At 65.8% G+C, this 16,865-nt stretch carries 15 protein-coding genes, 1 tRNA gene and 1 riboswitch; of the genes, 7 read left to right on the forward strand and 9 right to left on the reverse strand.

Going from position 1 to position 16,865, the window contains the following annotated elements; all coding sequences use genetic code 11:
• Window positions 1–306 carry a 30S ribosomal protein S6 gene (gene rpsF / locus NVV90_RS20590; RefSeq protein WP_207616008.1) on the reverse strand — a complete coding sequence of 102 codons (306 nt, stop codon included), beginning with the start codon at window positions 304–306 and terminating at the stop codon, window positions 1–3.
• Window positions 307–612: 306 nt separating this feature from the next.
• Window positions 613–695: transfer RNA gene (locus NVV90_RS20595), tRNA-Leu, on the reverse strand.
• Between the two features lie 200 nt (window positions 696–895).
• Between NVV90_RS20595 and NVV90_RS20600 the strand changes: the two genes are divergently transcribed.
• The 4 genes from NVV90_RS20600 to NVV90_RS20615 all read left to right on the forward strand — a co-directional run bounded on the left by NVV90_RS20600 (window position 896) and on the right by NVV90_RS20615 (window position 2,527).
• Window positions 896–1,333 carry a hypothetical protein gene (locus tag NVV90_RS20600; protein WP_258439092.1) on the forward strand — a complete coding sequence of 146 codons (438 nt, stop codon included), beginning with the start codon at window positions 896–898 and terminating at the stop codon, window positions 1,331–1,333.
• A complete protein-coding gene (locus tag NVV90_RS20605; RefSeq protein ID WP_258439093.1) occupies window positions 1,330–1,632 on the forward strand; it encodes a transcriptional regulator in 303 nt (100 codons plus the stop codon). The genes NVV90_RS20600 and NVV90_RS20605 overlap by 4 nt, the downstream gene beginning before the upstream one ends.
• A gap of 78 nt (window positions 1,633–1,710) precedes the next feature.
• The gene (locus NVV90_RS20610; protein ID WP_258439094.1) at window positions 1,711–1,860 is read left to right on the forward strand and encodes a hypothetical protein; all 150 of its coding nucleotides are present in this window, start codon (window positions 1,711–1,713) and stop codon (window positions 1,858–1,860) included.
• A 4-nt stretch (window positions 1,861–1,864) separates the two neighbouring features.
• Entirely contained in the window at window positions 1,865–2,527 is a 663-nt protein-coding gene (locus tag NVV90_RS20615; protein ID WP_258439095.1) for a DUF1345 domain-containing protein, read from the forward strand.
• 97 nt (window positions 2,528–2,624) lie between these two features.
• Here NVV90_RS20615 and NVV90_RS20620 read toward each other — a convergent pair whose 3' ends face one another.
• Window positions 2,625–4,046, reverse strand: coding sequence for an amino acid permease (locus tag NVV90_RS20620; RefSeq protein ID WP_258439096.1), 1,422 nt, complete (start codon window positions 4,044–4,046; stop codon window positions 2,625–2,627).
• 383 nt (window positions 4,047–4,429) lie between these two features.
• Window positions 4,430–4,597, forward strand: a riboswitch (cyclic di-AMP (ydaO/yuaA leader).
• A 5-nt stretch (window positions 4,598–4,602) separates the two neighbouring features.
• Here NVV90_RS20620 and NVV90_RS20625 point away from each other — a divergent pair.
• The 3 genes from NVV90_RS20625 to NVV90_RS20635 all read left to right on the forward strand — a co-directional run bounded on the left by NVV90_RS20625 (window position 4,603) and on the right by NVV90_RS20635 (window position 8,426).
• The gene (locus NVV90_RS20625) at window positions 4,603–5,724 is read left to right on the forward strand and encodes a glycoside hydrolase family 16 protein (RefSeq protein WP_258439098.1); all 1,122 of its coding nucleotides are present in this window, start codon (window positions 4,603–4,605) and stop codon (window positions 5,722–5,724) included.
• Window positions 5,725–5,811: 87 nt separating this feature from the next.
• Window positions 5,812–6,978, forward strand: a complete 1,167-nt coding sequence (locus tag NVV90_RS20630) for a glycosyltransferase (protein WP_258439099.1) — start codon at window positions 5,812–5,814, stop codon at window positions 6,976–6,978.
• Window positions 6,975–8,426, forward strand: a complete 1,452-nt coding sequence (locus tag NVV90_RS20635) for a lipopolysaccharide biosynthesis protein (protein WP_258439100.1) — start codon at window positions 6,975–6,977, stop codon at window positions 8,424–8,426. The genes NVV90_RS20630 and NVV90_RS20635 overlap by 4 nt, the downstream gene beginning before the upstream one ends.
• On the opposite strand, the gene NVV90_RS20640 is transcribed toward NVV90_RS20635, so the two are convergent.
• The 6 genes from NVV90_RS20640 to NVV90_RS20665 form a co-directional block, all read right to left on the reverse strand.
• Window positions 8,423–9,466, reverse strand: a complete 1,044-nt coding sequence (locus NVV90_RS20640; RefSeq protein ID WP_258439101.1) for an aminoglycoside phosphotransferase family protein — start codon at window positions 9,464–9,466, stop codon at window positions 8,423–8,425. The genes NVV90_RS20635 and NVV90_RS20640 overlap by 4 nt on opposite strands.
• Window positions 9,463–11,433 (reverse strand): hypothetical protein, encoded by a 1,971-nt coding sequence (locus NVV90_RS20645; protein ID WP_258439102.1) that lies wholly within the window; start codon window positions 11,431–11,433, stop codon window positions 9,463–9,465. Before NVV90_RS20645 ends, NVV90_RS20640 begins: the two co-directional genes overlap by 4 nt.
• Entirely contained in the window at window positions 11,417–12,187 is a 771-nt protein-coding gene (locus NVV90_RS20650; RefSeq protein ID WP_258439103.1) for a glycoside hydrolase family 16 protein, read from the reverse strand. The genes NVV90_RS20645 and NVV90_RS20650 overlap by 17 nt, the downstream gene beginning before the upstream one ends.
• Window positions 12,188–12,230: 43 nt before the next feature.
• Window positions 12,231–14,489, reverse strand: a complete 2,259-nt coding sequence (locus NVV90_RS20655; RefSeq protein WP_258439104.1) for a hypothetical protein — start codon at window positions 14,487–14,489, stop codon at window positions 12,231–12,233.
• Between the two features lie 69 nt (window positions 14,490–14,558).
• Window positions 14,559–15,869 carry a glycosyltransferase family 2 protein gene (locus tag NVV90_RS20660; protein ID WP_258439105.1) on the reverse strand — a complete coding sequence of 437 codons (1,311 nt, stop codon included), beginning with the start codon at window positions 15,867–15,869 and terminating at the stop codon, window positions 14,559–14,561.
• The gene (locus tag NVV90_RS20665) at window positions 15,866–16,864 is read right to left on the reverse strand and encodes a glycosyltransferase family 2 protein (protein ID WP_258439106.1); all 999 of its coding nucleotides are present in this window, start codon (window positions 16,862–16,864) and stop codon (window positions 15,866–15,868) included. The genes NVV90_RS20660 and NVV90_RS20665 overlap by 4 nt, the downstream gene beginning before the upstream one ends.
• Between the last annotated feature and the right edge of the window lies 1 nt (window position 16,865).

The following is a 16,865-nucleotide window of genomic DNA, read 5'->3' on the forward strand; positions in this document are numbered from 1 at the left end:
TTACTCAGCAACGACCTTCTGGTCTTCGGGGCGGATGATCTTGGTGCGCATGATGGTCTCGTTGAGAGACAACTGGCGGTCAAGTTCCTTGGCGGTAGCCGGTGCAGCGGTGAAGTTCACCACGGCGTAGATACCTTCGGACTTCTTCTTGATGTCGTAAGCCAGACGGCGACGGCCCCAGATGTCAACCTTTTCGATGGTTCCACCATCGTTGGTGATGACGGTGAGGAACTTCTGAAGCGACGGCTCTACGGTACGCTCTTCGACCTCGGGGTCGATGATTACCATCAATTCGTAAGGACGCATATGTGAACCCACCTCCTTTGGGCTAAGCGGTTACGGTATTTCCGTAACAGGAGGTTCATTTGCGATGCCGTGGGTCCGCCCGCCACCGGAAATTCGGCAGCGGGGCGTAGCACAGACTTCAATATCTTAGTCCATCTCCTGTGTCCAATGCTATTCGGCGGGTTTGCGGGGCAGAACAGGCGGGTTCGCGTATGTGGAAAACCGGGATGGCGGCAGCAAAACCGGGACCATGACCGGCCAGACGAGCACCCGGGCCCACACACGACAAAACCCCTGGAAGATCATGGACCTTCCAGGGGTTTCCTGTGCGCGGAGGGGGACTTGAACCCCCACCCCCTTTCGAGGACTAGCACCTCAAGCTAGCGCGTCTGCCATTCCGCCACCCGCGCAGGGTGATTCGGAGAAAAGCACCGAACAATCGGCGTTTCGTTTTTCTCCTCAACAGCGACAAAGACACTAGCACGGGGAGCGCAGAATCATGGATTCCTGTGCGGCAGGCGTGACTTCGCCAAGGCTCCCCCAGGAAAGTAGTTGCCAAATTGGAAAGTACTTTCTAGGCTGATCGAGCAAACACCAACAGGGGGAGACCATGAAGGCAGCACCGCTTTCCAAACCAACACCCGAAGAAGCCATTGCACTGCTGGAGCGGGCACAAGCTGTCGGCTCCGCCGCGACAGCCTCCGTCAGCTGGCCTCACACGGCGTTCATGGTGGCCTTTGGGGCCTCGACCTCACTGGGGACACTTGCGATGGGCTTGACCACCGGAGTCCCGTATTTGGTCAGCATGTTGGCCATGATGGTCTGGAACATCCTTTTGGTGACGTTCCTCGCCACCTTCGCCCGCTCTTCCAAGGCCGGCTTCAAGAAGCGCTGGGGCTTGTACCTATGGCTTTGGTCGATCACTTACGTCATCGCCGTGGTCCTGGCCTCCCTGTCCCAGGGCCAGAACATCATTGGGACCTGCATCGGCTCTGTTCTGATCCTCGTGGTGACAGTCTCGTGCGCTTGGCGTGAGGCGAAGGCATGACGGTCCCCGAGCATCCCCGGCATCGTCTCGCGGATTCCTTGACGCACCCGGTCCGGTTCTCGATCGTGGCTGGTCTTGCAGCTGCGGAGTCGCTGGATTTCAAGGACCTCAAGGAAGCCGTTCAGGTCAACGACTCAACCCTGAGCAAACAGATCTCCATCCTGGAGGCAGCCGGTTTCGTGGAGGTCAGGAAGAGCTTCGTGGGCAAGCTGCCGAGGACATCACTCAAGCTGAGCCCCGGCGGCAGGAAGGCCTGGGCGGTCCACCTTGAGGCGCTCCGGGAAATCGCAGGCCAATAGCAAGGCCAGCAGCCCCCACGGACCGCCGCCCGGAACGGCACCGGAGCGCCGGCGTCGTTCTTGGCTAGGGTAGGCCCCATGGACGCCGCGCCCTTGAACAGCATCATCATCCCGATCGTCTCCGCAGCGATCTTCCTCTACGCGTTGTATTTCGTGGTCCGCTCCGGCGTCCGCGACGGCATCCTGCAAGCCCGCAAGAAGGGCGGCGGCCAGGACCTGGAAGGGTGAGGACATGAAACAGGCAAGGGTCAGGCGCAGCCGGCTGCGCTTTGTGGTCATGGTCCTGGCGGGCGCAGCGGCCGCCGTAGCCACAGGCCTGGGCGGCGGCTGGCTCGCAGCCCCCGCCGTCGGCTGGGCCGTGGCCGCGGTCGTCTACGTCGCCTGGGTGTGGCTGGTGGTGGGCCGGATGGATCCGGAACAGACCCGTCTGCACGCCACCGCCGAGGACCCCTCCCGCGGCGCCACCGACGTGCTGATCCTCATCGCAAACCTGGCCAGCCTCGCCGCGGTGGCCGCCGTAGTGGTCGGCTCCCATGGGAGCGGAACGCAGGGCACGCGGCTCGTGTCGGGCGCACTGGCGCTGGCGTGCGTGGCGCTCTCGTGGATGCTCGTACAGACCCTCTTCACGCTGCGCTACGCGGAGCTCTACTACGGCACGGGCGAGGCCGCGGGCGGCGAGGTGGGCGGCATCAGCTTCAACCAGGAGCGCCCGCCGCAGTACACGGACTTCGCGTACCTGGCCACGAGCCTGGGGATGACCTACCAGGTATCGGACACCAACCTGGAGAACCACGGGATCCGCGCCGAGGCCCTCAAACACAGCCTGCTGTCCTACCTGTTCGGCACGGTCATCTTGGCGGCAACCATCAACCTGGTGATCGGGCTGGCCGTATAGGCTCGCCGTTCACCTGCCTTCCGGTGCAGGTTCCTTAAACGCGGACGGGGCAACCGCCGTCGTGCGCTGACGGCAGTTGCCCGGACGCTAAGGACGCTTACGACGCCGGGCCGGCGTCAACGCTTTCGAGCTCGGCGTCCTCGGCGGCTGGAGTCGCCGGGAGGGCGACGGCGCGGCCCTTGCGGTAGCGCCACACGCCGATTCCGACCACGACGGCGGCCAGGGCCAGCGACAAGATCAGGGATTCGCGGGTGGATTCCAGGATGACCATTCCGACCAGGAGGGCGATGATGCTGATGATCGCCAGCCAGGTCAGGTAGGGGAAGAACCACATCTTCAGGGCGAGGTCCTTGGCCGCGGCACCCATGCGGCGGCGCAGGATCAGCTGGGATGCGGCAATGACGAGCCACACGAACAGGGCGATGGCGCCGGAGGTGTTGACCAGGAACAGGAACACGGTGTCCGGTGCGATGTAGTTCAGGCCAACCGTGATGAAGCCAACCACGGTGGAGGCCAGCACTGCTGCCGCCGGCACGCCCCGCTTGGAGATCTTCATCCACGATTTGGGGGCGTCGCCGCGCTGGGACAGGGAGAACAGCATGCGGCTGGCCGTGTAGAGGCCGGAGTTCAGGCAGGAGAGCACGGAGGTCAGGACAACAATGTCCATGATGGTGCCGGCGCCCGGGATGCCGTAGAGCTCGATCACGGCAACGTACGGGCTCTTGGCCACGTTGGCGCTGTTCCACGGCAGGAGGGTGACCACAATGGCGATGGAGCCGATGTAGAAGACCAGGATGCGCCACACCGTGGACTTCACGGCCTTCTTGACGGCGTCCACCGGGTTTTCGGATTCGCCGGCGGCAATGGTGGCGATTTCGGCGCCGAAGAACGCGAAGACCACAACCAGGATTCCGGCCAGGACTGCGCCGGGGCCATTGGGCATGAAGCCGCCCTGCTCCAGCAGGTTGGTGACGCCTGGGGCGGGGACGCCCGGGATCAGGCCCATGATGGCGGCGATGCCTGCAACCAGGAAGATCACGATCGCGGCGACCTTGATGGAGGCAAACCAGAACTCGAACTCGCCGTAGGACTTCACGGAGCCCAGGTTGGTGAGGGTCAGCAGCACCATGAGGACCAGCGCGCCCACCCATTGGTCGATTCCCGGAACCCAGCGGTGGATGATCGCGGCCCCGGCCGTCGCCTCGATGCCGAGGACGATGATCCAGAACCAGGCGTACAGCCAGCCGATGCTGAAGCCGGCCCAGCGGCCCAGCGCCTTGTCCGCATAGGTGGAGAAGGACCCGGTTTCCGGGTTGGCGGCGGCCATTTCGCCGAGCATCCGCATGACCAGGATGACCACCAGGCCCGCCGCCATGTAGGCGAGAAGGATGCCAGGGCCGGCCTGCTGGATGGCCGCGCCGGAACCCACGAACAGGCCCGCGCCGATGACGCCGGCGATGGCGATCATGGACAGGTGCCGTGGTTTCAGTGACTTCGAAAGCTGTTGGTCAGCGTGCATGGTGGGGGCGCCGTCCTTTGGAGTTGGGGGGAGGGCCAGGGCGTGATGTGCGTCGGGCCACAGGGTTTTCACCCTAGCCCGGGCGCAAGGGGTCCAAGGTTGTGCAATCGAACAGTCAGGCGCGCCCAAAATCCACGCAATGCACAAAATAGGATAGCAATAGGGATCAGATATTGCTCATTAGGCAACTCTGAAATAGACCCGAAACGAGTCTTTCGGGACGCGGGCACCTCCGGCCGCGGCCAACACCAGCGAAGCCGCGGCGCGCAAGGAGGCGCTCCGCCGCCGTAATTTCCGTTACCTAATTGTGATTAATCCGGCGGCATGCTGTACGGTCGATCAAATGGGCCGACCGTTCCGGCCCACCTCCGGGCAGACGCCAAGCTCTGCCACTGCCCGGATTCCACTACTTTGTGGCAGAGACGGGGGACCCAGAGTCTCCGGGCCATGGCTTCCATGCCGGCCCTAGGGGTGAAGCCGCAGCGCTACGCGCGCGGCCGGATGACCTCATCCGAATCCGACAGCTAACTCCGCAGGCGTTGAGAGGTATACGACCATGTCTTCCAAGGATCAGTCGCGCCCTGAAGCGCGCCACAAAGCAAGCAATTCCACCCCGGCCACAGAGGGCAGGTCCCTGCTCAGCAGGGTCGCCCGCCAGGCCAAGCGCCCACGAAACATGGTGTTGTCGGCAGCCGTGGTGGCTGCCCTGCTGGGCAGCACCGCGTTCAGCCAGGCCTTCGACCAGTCCACAGCCTCGAGTGACCTGAGCCTGGCCTCCAGCACCTCAGGCAAGTCCGACCGCGCGCCGGGCCGGGCGAAGAACGCACAGGCACTGGCACCGACAACCGTGGCACCGGCCCCTACGGCCACTGCCACGGCGGCCCCCGCGCCCACCACGGAGGCCCCCTCCCCCACCGCAACCGCGCCAGCACCGGCACCCTCGCCGTCGTCGACGCCGACCGCTACCCAGACCACCACGGCCGCACCAGCACCCGCGCTCCCGGTCACCTCGTCGACGCCCATGCCCGTGGGGGTTCCCGGGGCCTGGACGATGGCGTTTGCCGATGAATTCAGCGGCACTTCGCTGGACACCAACAAGTGGTCCAACTGCTGGTTCTCCCCCACATGCGGAACCATGAACAAGGTCACCACGAGCCCCAGCAACGTCGCCGTCACCGGTGGCAACCTTGTCCTGTCCCTGAACTCGTCAACCTCCGGTTCGCTGGTTTCGACCAACCCGCGCGGCGGAGCTGGCACCGGCTACGAGTTCACCACCGGCTATGTCGAGGCGCGTATCCGCTTCCCCGGTGATGGCACCAACCTCTACAACTGGCCCGCGTTCTGGACAAACGGCCAGTCATGGCCCGCAAACGGCGAAAATGACATCGCCGAGGTCCTCAGCGGCAAGATGACGGTGAACTACCACTCAACGTCGGGCGCCCACAACCAGGGGACAGTCCCCGGGGACTGGTCCAACAACTTCCACACCTTCGGCCTTCACCGGATGGCCAACTCCGCTGACGTCTACTTCGACGGCGTGAAGGTGAAGTCCTACGCCACTGACGACGGCGGCGCACCGCAGTACATCATCCTCAACGTCGGGGCGTCGGGAAGCAGCCCGGCCGCCTACGGTGCCGCGTCCCAGGTCCAGGTTGATTACGTACGGGCCTGGAAGTAAGCAGCAGGCTTGAAGGCAGGGGTCGACGGCGGTGAGAACCGCCGTCGACCCCTCCTTTGCGTGAGCCGCATCACGTAGAATCCTGCAATGAAGCTTCTGTACATCACAGAAAGCGTGCCCAACCGGGACCCCATGCTGGGTGACGGCAGCTCCATGATTCCTTTCGAGCTCCTGCGGAATCTGCCCGGGAACGTGGCCGTGACGCTTCTGACCTTCGCCGGACCGGTGGATGTGCCGGCCGAAATCCGCAACCGCTGCGATGCCGTGCACGTGCTGGCCACCCGGAAGCGGATCTGGGCCACCCTGCTGTCAGGCTTTGGCCTCAATGGTCTGGGAAAGCACGAACGTTCCACCGCCGCAGCCCTTGCCTCCGCCTCGGAGCTGTCGGCGCAACATGATGCCACCCTGATCCACGGCCCTCATGCCCTGTTTCTGGCACATTCCGTCAGCGGACCGCTGGTTTTGCAGACGGTGGATCCCTGGTCGATCCGGGCCGCGATGGACACTGCCATTGCGCGGACACTGCGGCCCGCCTACCGCGCCCGGGAAATCCTGGCCCTGCTGGCCGAACGGCGCCTGCCGTCGCGGGCGCGGCTCCTCGCCGTGGGCGCCCAGGATGCCCTCGCATGGTCGGAACGGCTGGGGCGGTCGGTCGGACACATCCCCAACGGCGCCGAACAGTCATTTCGCACAGGCACCACGCGGGACGTCCCCGTGGTGTGCTTTGTGGGCAGCCTCAACTACGGTCCCAATATTGACAGCGCGACCGTCCTGATCGGCAAGATCGCTCCGCTGGTGTGGCAGCAGGTTCCGGAGGCCAGGTTTGTGATCGCAGGGCGCCGTCCCGTGCCTTCGGTCCTTGCACTTGCGGGCCCCCGGGTAGAGGTCCTGGCGAATGTGCCCTCGGTCCTCGACGTGTTCCACTCTGCCGACGTGGCCGCCTTTCCCGACGAACACGGGGTGGGCATTCGGAACTCAGTGCGCGAAGCCCTGGCTGCAGGCCTTCCCGTCGTGGCGACACCTGTGGCCGCCCGCGAACAGGACCCGCACTCCCTGCTTGCCGTGGAAGGGGACACGCAAGGGTTCGTCGAACGGCTCGTTGGCCACCTGACCGAACGCGGCGGCCATGGCCAGGAGCCAGGCCACGGCCCGCTCCGGACCTGGAAAACCGTTGCCCACGACTACCTTGACGAACTCGAGCGGGCCATCCAAGCCGCCGACCCAGGCCTGCCGCTCGGATCGCCGCAGGCATGATGCACCTTCCCGGGGACCTGGCCCGCACCGGCGTCCGGGGTGCCGTCTGGCAGGGACTGGCCTTCGCCTCCGGCAGGGTGATCGTCCTGGTGACCACCATCATCCTGGCTCGGCTCCTGTCCCCCCAGGAGTACGGTTTGGTGGCGCTGGCGCTGGTGCTCATGGCGTACGCCGAGACCATTGCCGATGCCGGGGTGGCACAGGCACTGGTCTACCTGCCGCGGACGGGAGTCATGGCGCGCTCGGCCCTGCTGCTCTCGGTGGTGCTGGGCCTGGTCCTGGCTTCCGCGGCCGTCCTGGCTGCGCCCTGGATCGCCGGGGTCTTCAACCTTCCGGCAGCGGCATCCCTCATCCAGGTGCTGGGGGTTTCCGTGCTGGCCACGTCCTTCGGCGCAGTCCCGGAGGCCCTGCTGCGGCGCGAGCTTCAGTTCAAGCAGCTCACGGCAGCACCCGTGATCCGCGCCGCCACAATGGGCGCCGTGACACTCCCGCTCGCGTTTGCCGGCCATGGCGCCTGGTCACTTGCCATCGGCACGGCAGCGGGCTCGGTGGCGTACGCGGTCACCTGCTGGTTCCTGGTCCGGCGGCATGCGCCCTGGCAGATCTGGCGGGTGAGCGGGGACGCGCTCCGGGCCAACGTGAGGTTCGGCGCCCCGGTGGCCGGCAGCAGCCTGCTGGCCCGCCTGATCTTCGACGTCGACTATCTCATCATCGGTCTCTGGCTGGGGGCGCAGGCACTTGGGTACTACACCTTGGCTTTCCGGCTTCCCGAAGCCCTGATCCTCAACGTGTTTTTTGTGCTCTCCACCGTCCTGTTCCCGCTGTACGCACAGGTCAGCGGCGATCCGGAGAGGCTCCGGGACGGCTACCTGAAGAGTGTCCAGATCCAGTCCCTGTACGGCGTCACCACGGGAGTGGGGCTGGCTGTGCTGGCACCGGTACTGGTGCCGTTGCTCTTCGGCCAAACGTGGATGGATGCCGTCCTTCCACTGGCGTTCCTTGCCCTGTATGCCGCGGCACGGTCGCTGGGTGCCGGCGCCAACGATGTCTATAAGGCGCTCGGCCGCCCAGGGCTCTCCGTCGGGGTTTCCGTCGTCCGGCTGGCGATCCTGGTGCCGGTCCTGTTGCTTGCCTCCCGATGGGGCATTGTGGGCATCGCCTGCGCCCAGCTGCTGGTGGCTCTGCTCTTTGCCTGCGGCATGCAGGCCGTCGCCGCCAGGGTGATGAAGTTCCGGGCGCGCCGGCTGGTGCGCGCGGCCGTGCCCGGCGTCGTCTGCGGGGCAGCCGTGGCCGTGGCCGGTCTAGGCACCTTGGCAGCTCCGCTCCTCGGCCCTGTGGCGACCATCGCAGTGGTTGTGGTGACGGCCGTGGGCTTCGTCTACGCAATCCTGCGCCTGGGGTTCCCGTCCCTGCACTCTGAACTGCTGAAGCTGGTCCGCCGGTCCTAAGGCAATACTGCCGCTCTGGTGCCCGGGTGCTTGGGCGAAGAACCAGTCACCGCATGGCGCCACAACCAGAAATCCCTGTCGGACATGACAGCCGAACGTACTTGGTCTGTTCCATGTCCAGGATCCGACTGGCCTTCCAGCCGATACGCCAACGTGGCTGCGGACCGGGCCCAGCTCGCGATGACCAGCTGGGGCAGCAGGCCTACGTCCACGCCCCGCAGCGCCAGATGCCTGGCAAGGTGCCCCAGTGCCCACCCGCGCGCGCCGAACGCCGCATCATAGGCTCCAAGCTGGTCTTCGCGGGAAAAAGCGCGTTCGTTTGATTCGCTCAGGTACTGCAGGTAGAACACCAAGTCGTGGCCCGGAAGGCCATCGGTGCTGGACCGCTCCCAGTCCACCGCCTGCAGTTTGCCGTCGGCCTGCAGAAACAGGTTCGGGTGGCTCAAATCGCCGTGCTCCACAACGGCCGGCAGCTCCGCGGAACGCAAGGGCGCCAGCAACTCGTGGGTGTGTTCAACAAGCGCGTCGACCTCGGGTTCCGGGGACACCATGACGGAGAGGGCCTCCAGCGGACGGGTGATGGTCCGCTCGTACCAGCCCTGATTCTGCCGGGCCGATCGCAGACAGGGCAAGGCGTCGACAAAGTCTGCGCCCGCGCTGACGGCACCGGGCAAGTCAGCAGCGACCAGCCTCGGATCCAAGGGTGTTCCGGTCACTGCGGTTTCGACGAGGACGGTGTGGGCAGCGACTTCGCAGACGGACACCACCTCCGGGACACCCATCGAGGGCCCCACTCCAGCGATCTTCAGCGCCCGCAGGACCTCGGCCTCGTGCCGCAGGCTGTCATTCTCGCCCGGCTGGCGGGGTACCTTGACGACGAGGCCGGGTTCCTGGGATCCGGTCGCGAAGATCAGTGCCACCACGTGCCTGGATGTGACGAACCTGGGCGTGAGCAGCACACTTTCCCAGCGCCTGCCCATGTATTTTTCCAGCCCGAACTCCTGGTAATGCTCTTCAAGGAAACGGTCAAAGAAGTTCAAAGCGGCTCCTCGTCCAGGGGGCGCCCGTCCAGGGGGCGCCCGTCCAGGGGGCGCCCGTCCAGGGGGCGCCCGTCCAGGGGGCGCCCGTCCAGGGGGCGCCCGTCCAGGGGGCGCCCGTCGAGCGGACGACGACCCAGGACGCTTCCTTCCGGGATGGCCAGGTCAAACAGGTGCAGCGTGAAGGCCAGACGTGCTGCGAAGGCCTTGCTTGCTCCGAAACGGACGTCCCGGTGGAGGGCCAGGGTGTGCCCGATCGCGGCGGCAGACGCCACTGGCACAATGCGCGCTGTACGGTCCAGCGTCGGCGCGTTCCAGTAGACGCCGACGTCCTGGAAGCCGGCCCGGATCAGGGCACGCTTCCAGCCTTTCAGGGTGCGGGGCCCCGAGCGGCGCAGCAGTGAGCGCCGGACCTCCACGCACATCCAACCGCCCGGTTCCAGCGCTGCCGCCGCGCTCCTGAAAAGGGCCAGGTCGGGGACGGCGAGCAGCACCACCTCGTAGCCCTTGCCCTGCTCACCGTCATGTCCTGGGCGGATCACACCAGCCTCCGGGTCAAGCAGGCGGAGAGCAGATTCCCTTTCCGGGCCCACGGCGCCGCCATACCCCACGGTCCGGGGCAGCAGGTCCGGCAGAAGGAACCGCCAGTCAAGGAGTCTCCACAGGTGCAGCGACAGGGCTGCTGCCGGGGCTTCCGCGGCGGCCCCGGCTCCCGGTGTGAGCCGGCGCCATACGATCCCGGTCGCCTGCCTCCGGACCAGCTCTTGGGGCTGGGCGGCGTCGATGAGGCTGCTCCCCGGCAGGCGGTCAGCCAGCGTCCGGTAGGCCCGCCGCCAGCCCTCCAGGATGGCGGCGGAATGCTCACCCTTCCTGCCGAACATGACGTCGCCAGGAGCGTCCAGGACCAACAGGATGTCCGGGTCCTGGACCACTGTGAAGGCAAGGGAGTTGGTGGCTTTGTGCACGGCGCCGCCGTCACCGGAACCGGGCAGGAGGGCGTCGTAGGCCACCCGGTCCATGAGGACCAGCCGGCCCAGGAGGCTGTAGGCCCTGGCCACCAGCCCGCCCCGGATGAGCCGGAGGACCTTCTTGGCTGTACGCCAACCCGGAATCCGCTCAAACCGGGCATCCCAGGGACCGGCCCCCCACATGCCCATGTACACGTACTTGGTGGGCAAGGGTATGGCCGCCTGAAGCCCATGGAGCAAGGTGGTTTTGCCCGCGCCATCGGGGCCCATCACGCCCAACACCGGCCCGCGGCCCCGAAGCCTGGCACCGAGCAGGCGCAGTCCGGTGTTCCTGGCGGCGATCAGCCGCGGCACCGCCGAACCGCCGGCCCATGCGGATTTCATCCGGGCGGCCATGGCCTGAACGCCGTCAAAGCCGCCAGACAGCACCAGGTCCAGCACGTGGGCGGCCGTGCCCGGTCCGATGCGGCGGTCGATAAGGCCCGCGACGGCGTCGCCAGGCGATGCTACCTCAGCCGCCTTCCGGGCGGCGTCGATCTTTTGCGGTGAAATCTGCCCCTTGTCCAGGACCAGATGGAGCAGCTGCAGCCATGCTTGGTCAGCGGGTGCGGGGAGCCACACCGGCCCCTGGTGCACCCGCCGCGCCAAACAACCGGAGGCCCATGGGGTCTTCAGTTGCTGGTGGGGCCCGAAGGCAATATCCGAGACAACGTCCAGCTTGACCCAGAAGTCCTCGCCGGCGGAGTAGCAGAAGTAGAAGCGGTGGGTGCCGTGGCCGGGCGCGTGGACCCTGCAGAAACCTGCGGAGGCAAGCAGCCCGTCCAGCCGGGGCAGCAATTGCCGGGCCACCAGCAGATCCACGTCCCCGGACGGCCGGGCCAGATCGTCTTCTCCCCGCAGCAGGAGCCAGGGAAGTCCGGCGCCGTCCAGGGCGTGCAAGGCAGCGGCGAGGTTCGGCTCCGTGACGGGCCCTTGCTCCACGGCGCTAGGGGGCGTAGGCATACTGCACCACCCAGTCGATCTGCAGGTGCCCGGACACGGCGGCCTCGGGGAAGTCCCGGCTGGCACGGTCGGACGTCTCCGCCTGAAGCGTCCAGCGCATGGGGGTGTCGGGGACTCCCGAGGGAACCGTCGTCTGGTCGATGAGTGCGCCGTCCATGAACCAGCTGACGTTCCCGGGGGTCCATTCCGTCGTGGCCACATGCCAATCGCCCGGTCCGCCCGGCGCAAAGGTGCGGCGTGGCGGATCGAATTCCATGGCCCCGTTGGCAAAGGATCCCTTTATGGCCGACGCACCATAGAGCGGCCCGTCGAGGCTGCCCTCGGGCCAGTCAATTTCGCCTTCGTTCCAGTTGTCGCTGGCCGGCCACAGCAGGAAGGCAATTTTGTAGCCTGGCATGGGGTCATAGCGGAACCTGATTGAGTACCGGCCGTATTTCTGTCCGGTGTATCCAAAGGGGATGACGCTCGCAACCTGCGGTCCGCCGTCGGCTGTGTGCAGGAAATAGTCAAGCCGGCCATCGGCGACCGAGAGCACCGAATCAGGCGCATAGGTGCCTCTGCCCGAGGAATCAGTGAATCCGGAGTACCCGTTCACTTCAGGCCCGTACACGTCCTCCACGTGCCCGAAGGGCGCCGGCGTGGCGAAGTCCTGGGCCCCGGTCTGCTTCCATCCCGGGAGGTCACCCACGGGCATTCCGGAGGGACTGTCCGCCGAACGCAGGAACATCACCCCGGCAACGGCAAGGACAACCATGACTGCCAGCGATCCGAGGACGGCTTTCCGGGATCCGGGACGGCTAGCCCGTTCCTTCGAACTTGTAAATACGGACCGTACTGTTACTAAAGACATTCGCGACGCCGTCTCCTTTCGCAAGCACGTTTTCCAGCTTTGGGAGCAAATACGCTTCGAACAGGCCCTGTTCAATGGCCTGGCGCTTTTGCTCGTCGGAAAAGACGATGTAATTGGATTTTGCACCGCGGAGGTGATCCGAATACTGCCGCAGGCTCTCCATGCTGACCTTCCCGTCCACCGCGTTCAGGTACTCGACCAGCGAGGTCACACTTCCCCATTGGAGATAGTGCGGATAGTTCGGTCCCACCAGCAGGGGAAAGAAGTACTTCGTTTCATAAACGAGGTCGCCCTGTGTCGTGTGCGCGTCCAGCCATTGGCTGGCCACCACATCGTCCTTGGATACTCGGTAATCTGCCTCAGGCTGGAAGTGGACCACTGTGAACATCATGGCCATCGCCACCAGTGCTGAGCCTGCGCCGACGACGGCCTTGCGGGTACGTATGGGCCCGGACCAGAACAGCCAGGCAACCCCGATCGAGAGCCAGGGCAGTGCGAACAGGAACACTCTGAAGCGGGCCTCGCCACCGTAGGACTGTGCCAACAGCCCCAAAGCCGGCGAGACGGCCAGCCAGGCGACAACCAGGGTGGTTCGCACATGGCCGTGGAGCAGGCGGCGGACAAATCCGGCAACCGCCAGAACTCCAGTCGCCAAGGTGAGGACCACGGCAAGATGTGCAAGGGTGTGGCCCGTAAGCACCCATTGGCCCAGGACCAACTGGTCTGTGCGCGGCGCGCGGTAGCCGGTGTTGGCAAAGATGTTGAATCCGCTGAAGAGCCCGTATTTGCCGCTTACGTAGGCAAAGTTGGGAATGAGATATGCCAGCGGCAGGAGCAAGAGTGCCGGTCCCAGCCAGCGCGGCCTGAGATAGCCTGAGATGAAGAGCGGGAAAAGACCCAGGACGGCTATGTACGGCGTGAGCTGGTGACTCACCACGATCACTGCCTGAGCCAGCAGAATGGCCACGCAGGCCAGGATCTGCATCGCCGGGACGGGCCGCTCCCACGTGCGAGGCAGCGCCCCCGGGCGTCGCTTCTTGAATTCCCGCACCATCCGCAAATGCCGCAGCCGGTGTTCAAAGCCGACCATCCACTTTGCCGGGATTCCCTTCAAAAAGGTAAGGGCGACGAGGCACATTGCGAGGTACAGGGAGTAGGAATAGGACTGGGGTGAGTAGTAATTCTGGTTCACCCAATTGGCAAGAGTGAAGATCAGGGTTGTGGTCCAGTAGACCCGTGCCCTGTCGGAGATGATCCTCGCAATCGCGAGCACCAGAACGGCGTCAACGAGGGCAAATCCGGTTTCGGCCCAGGCAGCATAATCCAGGGCGTTGCGGTAGCCCATCACTTCGCCCAGGTAGGCACTCAGGGCAAAGAAGCCCGGCCAGCGGTTGTAGATATCGACCGAGGGATCCACATGTCCGGTAGCCGTGATGAAGTTCGTGACGGCGATGTGTTTGTAGGTCCAAGGAAAACGGGGAACCTGGGCGAGCAGGCCCGCTGATGCATAAAGCATGACGACGAGGCTGGAGACCGAGACGCTCATGAGCAACTTGGAGAACATCTTCCGGGCCACAACGCCCCAAACACACGTCCCCACGACGATCCCGACGGCGAGGTACCAGAGGGGCGGCAGTTCAGGCAGGAGCCCGAAGTCGCCCAGCCTCCCCTGGCCTGTGGTGGCCAGGCCGGCAACCCACATGGCCGCCGCCGCGGCAAGGATGAGCCAGGGCAGCGACGCCGTGAACCGGGAGCCCCGGTACGGTTCGGCACTGCCGGCAGCATTCGGCCGCGGGCCTGGGCGCCCAGGATCCCTGGCAAGGGTGCCCGGCACGAAGATGATAAGGGCCGCCGAGGCAAGGACGACGACGGCCGCCACCGGCCGGGGGTGCCAGAACCCCGTCCACGCCATCACCAACGCCAGCGTGGTGCAGACCACGGCGCTTGCTGCCGCCGTCCAGACAAGCCGCAACTCCAGATCCAGGCCGGGAAGCCGGGACAGCGCTACCCACCCCGGTAGCGCGAGGCAGACCACAAGCTTGAAAGCGGCCAAAGGCGCCCCGCCGACGTCCAAGAGGATAAGGACGGCTGCAGCCAGTCCGGATACCGCGAGCCCCACATCGAAGTACGACGGTCGCCTGCTCAGCGCATGCGTGGGCGTATGCCCCAGCGCCGAGGTAACGCCGTCTCGGATTAGCAAAGCCATTCCAGCGCCCCCGTTCGAATTGAATGAAAAACTCCCAGCGTGATTCCCAAGACAGCCCCGTGGGGCCATTCACAGCATCTTGGCGGCCCCCCTCCAGCGTTCAAGCAAATAGTTGAGAGGCCCGCGGGCCACTGAGAACAGCTCAAGCCGCAGAACCTGGGCGAGTTGCCCATCCCAGGGCCCGCGGCCCCGTCCCTGCCGCCCGCGAGGCCGGCGGCCGGCGAAAGTGCTTCGCGCAAAGGCCCACGCGATGCGCGGGGTGCGGGACAAGGCGAGCCGGGCTGTCCGGGGATTCAGGACAATCTTTGTGAGCCACGCTCCGAGTCCGCTGCCGTAGGCGCGCGCCTGGGTCCGGAGTTCATCCAGACCGTCGCGGTGGCGGTGCCAGACGATCGCCGAGGGCTGGACCACCAGGCTGTGCCCCTCCAGGATCACGCGGGTGAACATGTCAATGTCTTCGCCGCCGCCCGTGCGGGTTCCGGCGCCCAAGGCTTTGTCGAAGCCGCCCAGGCCCAGCGCGATGCTGCGGTCCAGCGCGAAATTCGCTCCCGTCCCAAAGGCGCCGGGGCAGAACGGAAACTTCGGAAGGTCCTTGGGTGGATCCGCGAAGGAGTACACCTTGGGCGCCATGCACTTGGACCAGCTGACCCGGTCGTCAAAGTACCCCTGTGCCGGCGAGCGCAGTTCACCGGCCGGCACGAGTCCCGTGACGCAGGCGGTGCCGGGCATGCGTTCAAACCCCGCGGCGATCTCCCTGAGCCAGGCCTGATCGACCACGACGTCGTCGTCTGTGTAGGCAACGATGTCACCCCGCGCATGGTTAAGGCCCGCATTCCGCGCCTGGGACAGTCCCGGGGCGGGCTCGGTAATCAGGGCCACCCGGGGGTCGTGGAACTCCCGGCTCACCATGCGGCGGGTTTCGGCCGTGGCTGCCGCGTTGTCCACCACGAGGACGTCGAAATTGGGGTAGTCGAGGTTCAGGATGGCGGACAGGGCCCCCCTGAGCAGTGCGGGGCGGTCGCGCGTACACACGATCACCGTGACTGAGGGAGTTGATGCCCTGCGATCGGAGACCGGGGCAACGGCCGGGAGGGCTGCTACGGCCTCCTCCAAAACCGCACGGCCGAGCATACCCCCCGGAGTCTCCACGTCGACGAAGCCCCGGACCGCTGCCCCTTCGCGCACCAGCAGCCTTGCGCGGTTGTACCCTGCATGGTTGAGCAGCTTCAGCCAGGCGCAATCGGAGAGGCCCTCCAGGTCGACGGCGCCGATCCAACGCGCTCCGGGCCATTCCGGCGGAACGGCGCTCTCCATGGCGGGGGCCAGCTCGACCGCGGCGCCTTCCTCGACCGCGATGAGCTCATCCACGCGTTCACTCACTGGACATCCCTCCATGGTGCGTCCGCGAGGTCTGCCGCTCTCAGCGGGCGTCCCGGGACATGCCCGATCCGGCGCCCGCGGACGTACCCGGCGGCAGTGCATGCGAGGACGGCAATGACTGCTCCGGCACGGCCAAGTCCCTGCGGGTTGCGCCCTGCGCCCCAATCGCGTACGCCGGAAACAACGGCCCGCGGCAGGATGCTGCGCACGTAGCGCCGTTCCGGGCCCAATGTCCGCTTGTTGCCCACGAGCTGGCTGACCTGGGCTTTTGAGATCCCTTCAGACCACGAGCGCGACACCATGTAGCGGAATGTCCCCCGCTCGGCCGGCACGTGGTGGCGTACCAGGGCTGCGGGTTCGTAGACGATCCGCGAGCCGGGAGCACCCATCCTGGAACGGATGCAGATTTCAGTCTCCTCGCAGCCAAGCGGCAACGTCCCTTGGCGGCCCAGGGAGATATTGAAGCCGCCCACCTGGCGGAGTACGTAGCGGCGGAAGGACATGTTTGCACCGATGACATTCCGGACCTCGGAGGCGACTTTGGGCATTCCGCGGTGGCTGCACCCCACGATCCAGTCGAGTTCCTCGCCGAAGTAGCCGGGGCGTCCCGAGTCCCACACCGGTTCAACGCGCCCGCCCACTGCAAGGACATCAGGGTCGTCGTAGAGGACAAGCAACCGTTCAAGCCAATCCGGCGCGGCTTCGGCGTCGTCGTCCAGGAAGGCCACAATGTCCGACGCCGCCAGGGCCACACCCGTGTTGCGTGCTCCGGAGAGCCCGCGGGGGCCACTGCTCCTCACCACGGTCACGTCATCGACGATTTGGATGAGTCGCCTGTAGAGCTCTTCATTGTGGTCAGTGACCACCAGGACTTCCTGGGCCGGAACCGTCTGGTCCCGGACGGACTCAATGACATCCAGCAGCTGGTCCCAGCGCCTGGTGGTGTACGTGCAGATGACGACTGAAACCGTCGGAGGAGCAACCTGGCCGGACATG

This window comes from Arthrobacter sp. CJ23, assembly GCF_024741795.1.
Classification (GTDB): domain Bacteria; phylum Actinomycetota; class Actinomycetes; order Actinomycetales; family Micrococcaceae; genus Arthrobacter.

Bases quoted from the DNA above. Each gene is read 5' to 3' on its own strand.
- NVV90_RS20625 (WP_258439098.1), top strand. From the start codon at position 4,603: ATGTCTTCCAAGGATCAGTCGCGCCCTGAAGCGCGCCACAAAGCAAGC.
- NVV90_RS20610 (WP_258439094.1), top strand. From the start codon at position 1,711: ATGGACGCCGCGCCCTTGAACAGCATCATCATCCCGATCGTCTCCGCA.
- rpsF (WP_207616008.1), bottom strand. From the start codon at position 306: ATGCGTCCTTACGAATTGATGGTAATCATCGACCCCGAGGTCGAAGAG.
- NVV90_RS20665 (WP_258439106.1), bottom strand. From the start codon at position 16,864: ATGTCCGGCCAGGTTGCTCCTCCGACGGTTTCAGTCGTCATCTGCACG.
- NVV90_RS20655 (WP_258439104.1), bottom strand. From the start codon at position 14,489: ATGGCTTTGCTAATCCGAGACGGCGTTACCTCGGCGCTGGGGCATACG.
- NVV90_RS20620 (WP_258439096.1), bottom strand. From the start codon at position 4,046: ATGCACGCTGACCAACAGCTTTCGAAGTCACTGAAACCACGGCACCTG.
- NVV90_RS20645 (WP_258439102.1), bottom strand. From the start codon at position 11,433: ATGCCTACGCCCCCTAGCGCCGTGGAGCAAGGGCCCGTCACGGAGCCG.
- NVV90_RS20635 (WP_258439100.1), top strand. From the start codon at position 6,975: ATGATGCACCTTCCCGGGGACCTGGCCCGCACCGGCGTCCGGGGTGCC.
- NVV90_RS20630 (WP_258439099.1), top strand. From the start codon at position 5,812: ATGAAGCTTCTGTACATCACAGAAAGCGTGCCCAACCGGGACCCCATG.
- NVV90_RS20605 (WP_258439093.1), top strand. From the start codon at position 1,330: ATGACGGTCCCCGAGCATCCCCGGCATCGTCTCGCGGATTCCTTGACG.
- NVV90_RS20650 (WP_258439103.1), bottom strand. From the start codon at position 12,187: ATGGTTGTCCTTGCCGTTGCCGGGGTGATGTTCCTGCGTTCGGCGGAC.
- NVV90_RS20615 (WP_258439095.1), top strand. From the start codon at position 1,865: ATGAAACAGGCAAGGGTCAGGCGCAGCCGGCTGCGCTTTGTGGTCATG.
- NVV90_RS20600 (WP_258439092.1), top strand. From the start codon at position 896: ATGAAGGCAGCACCGCTTTCCAAACCAACACCCGAAGAAGCCATTGCA.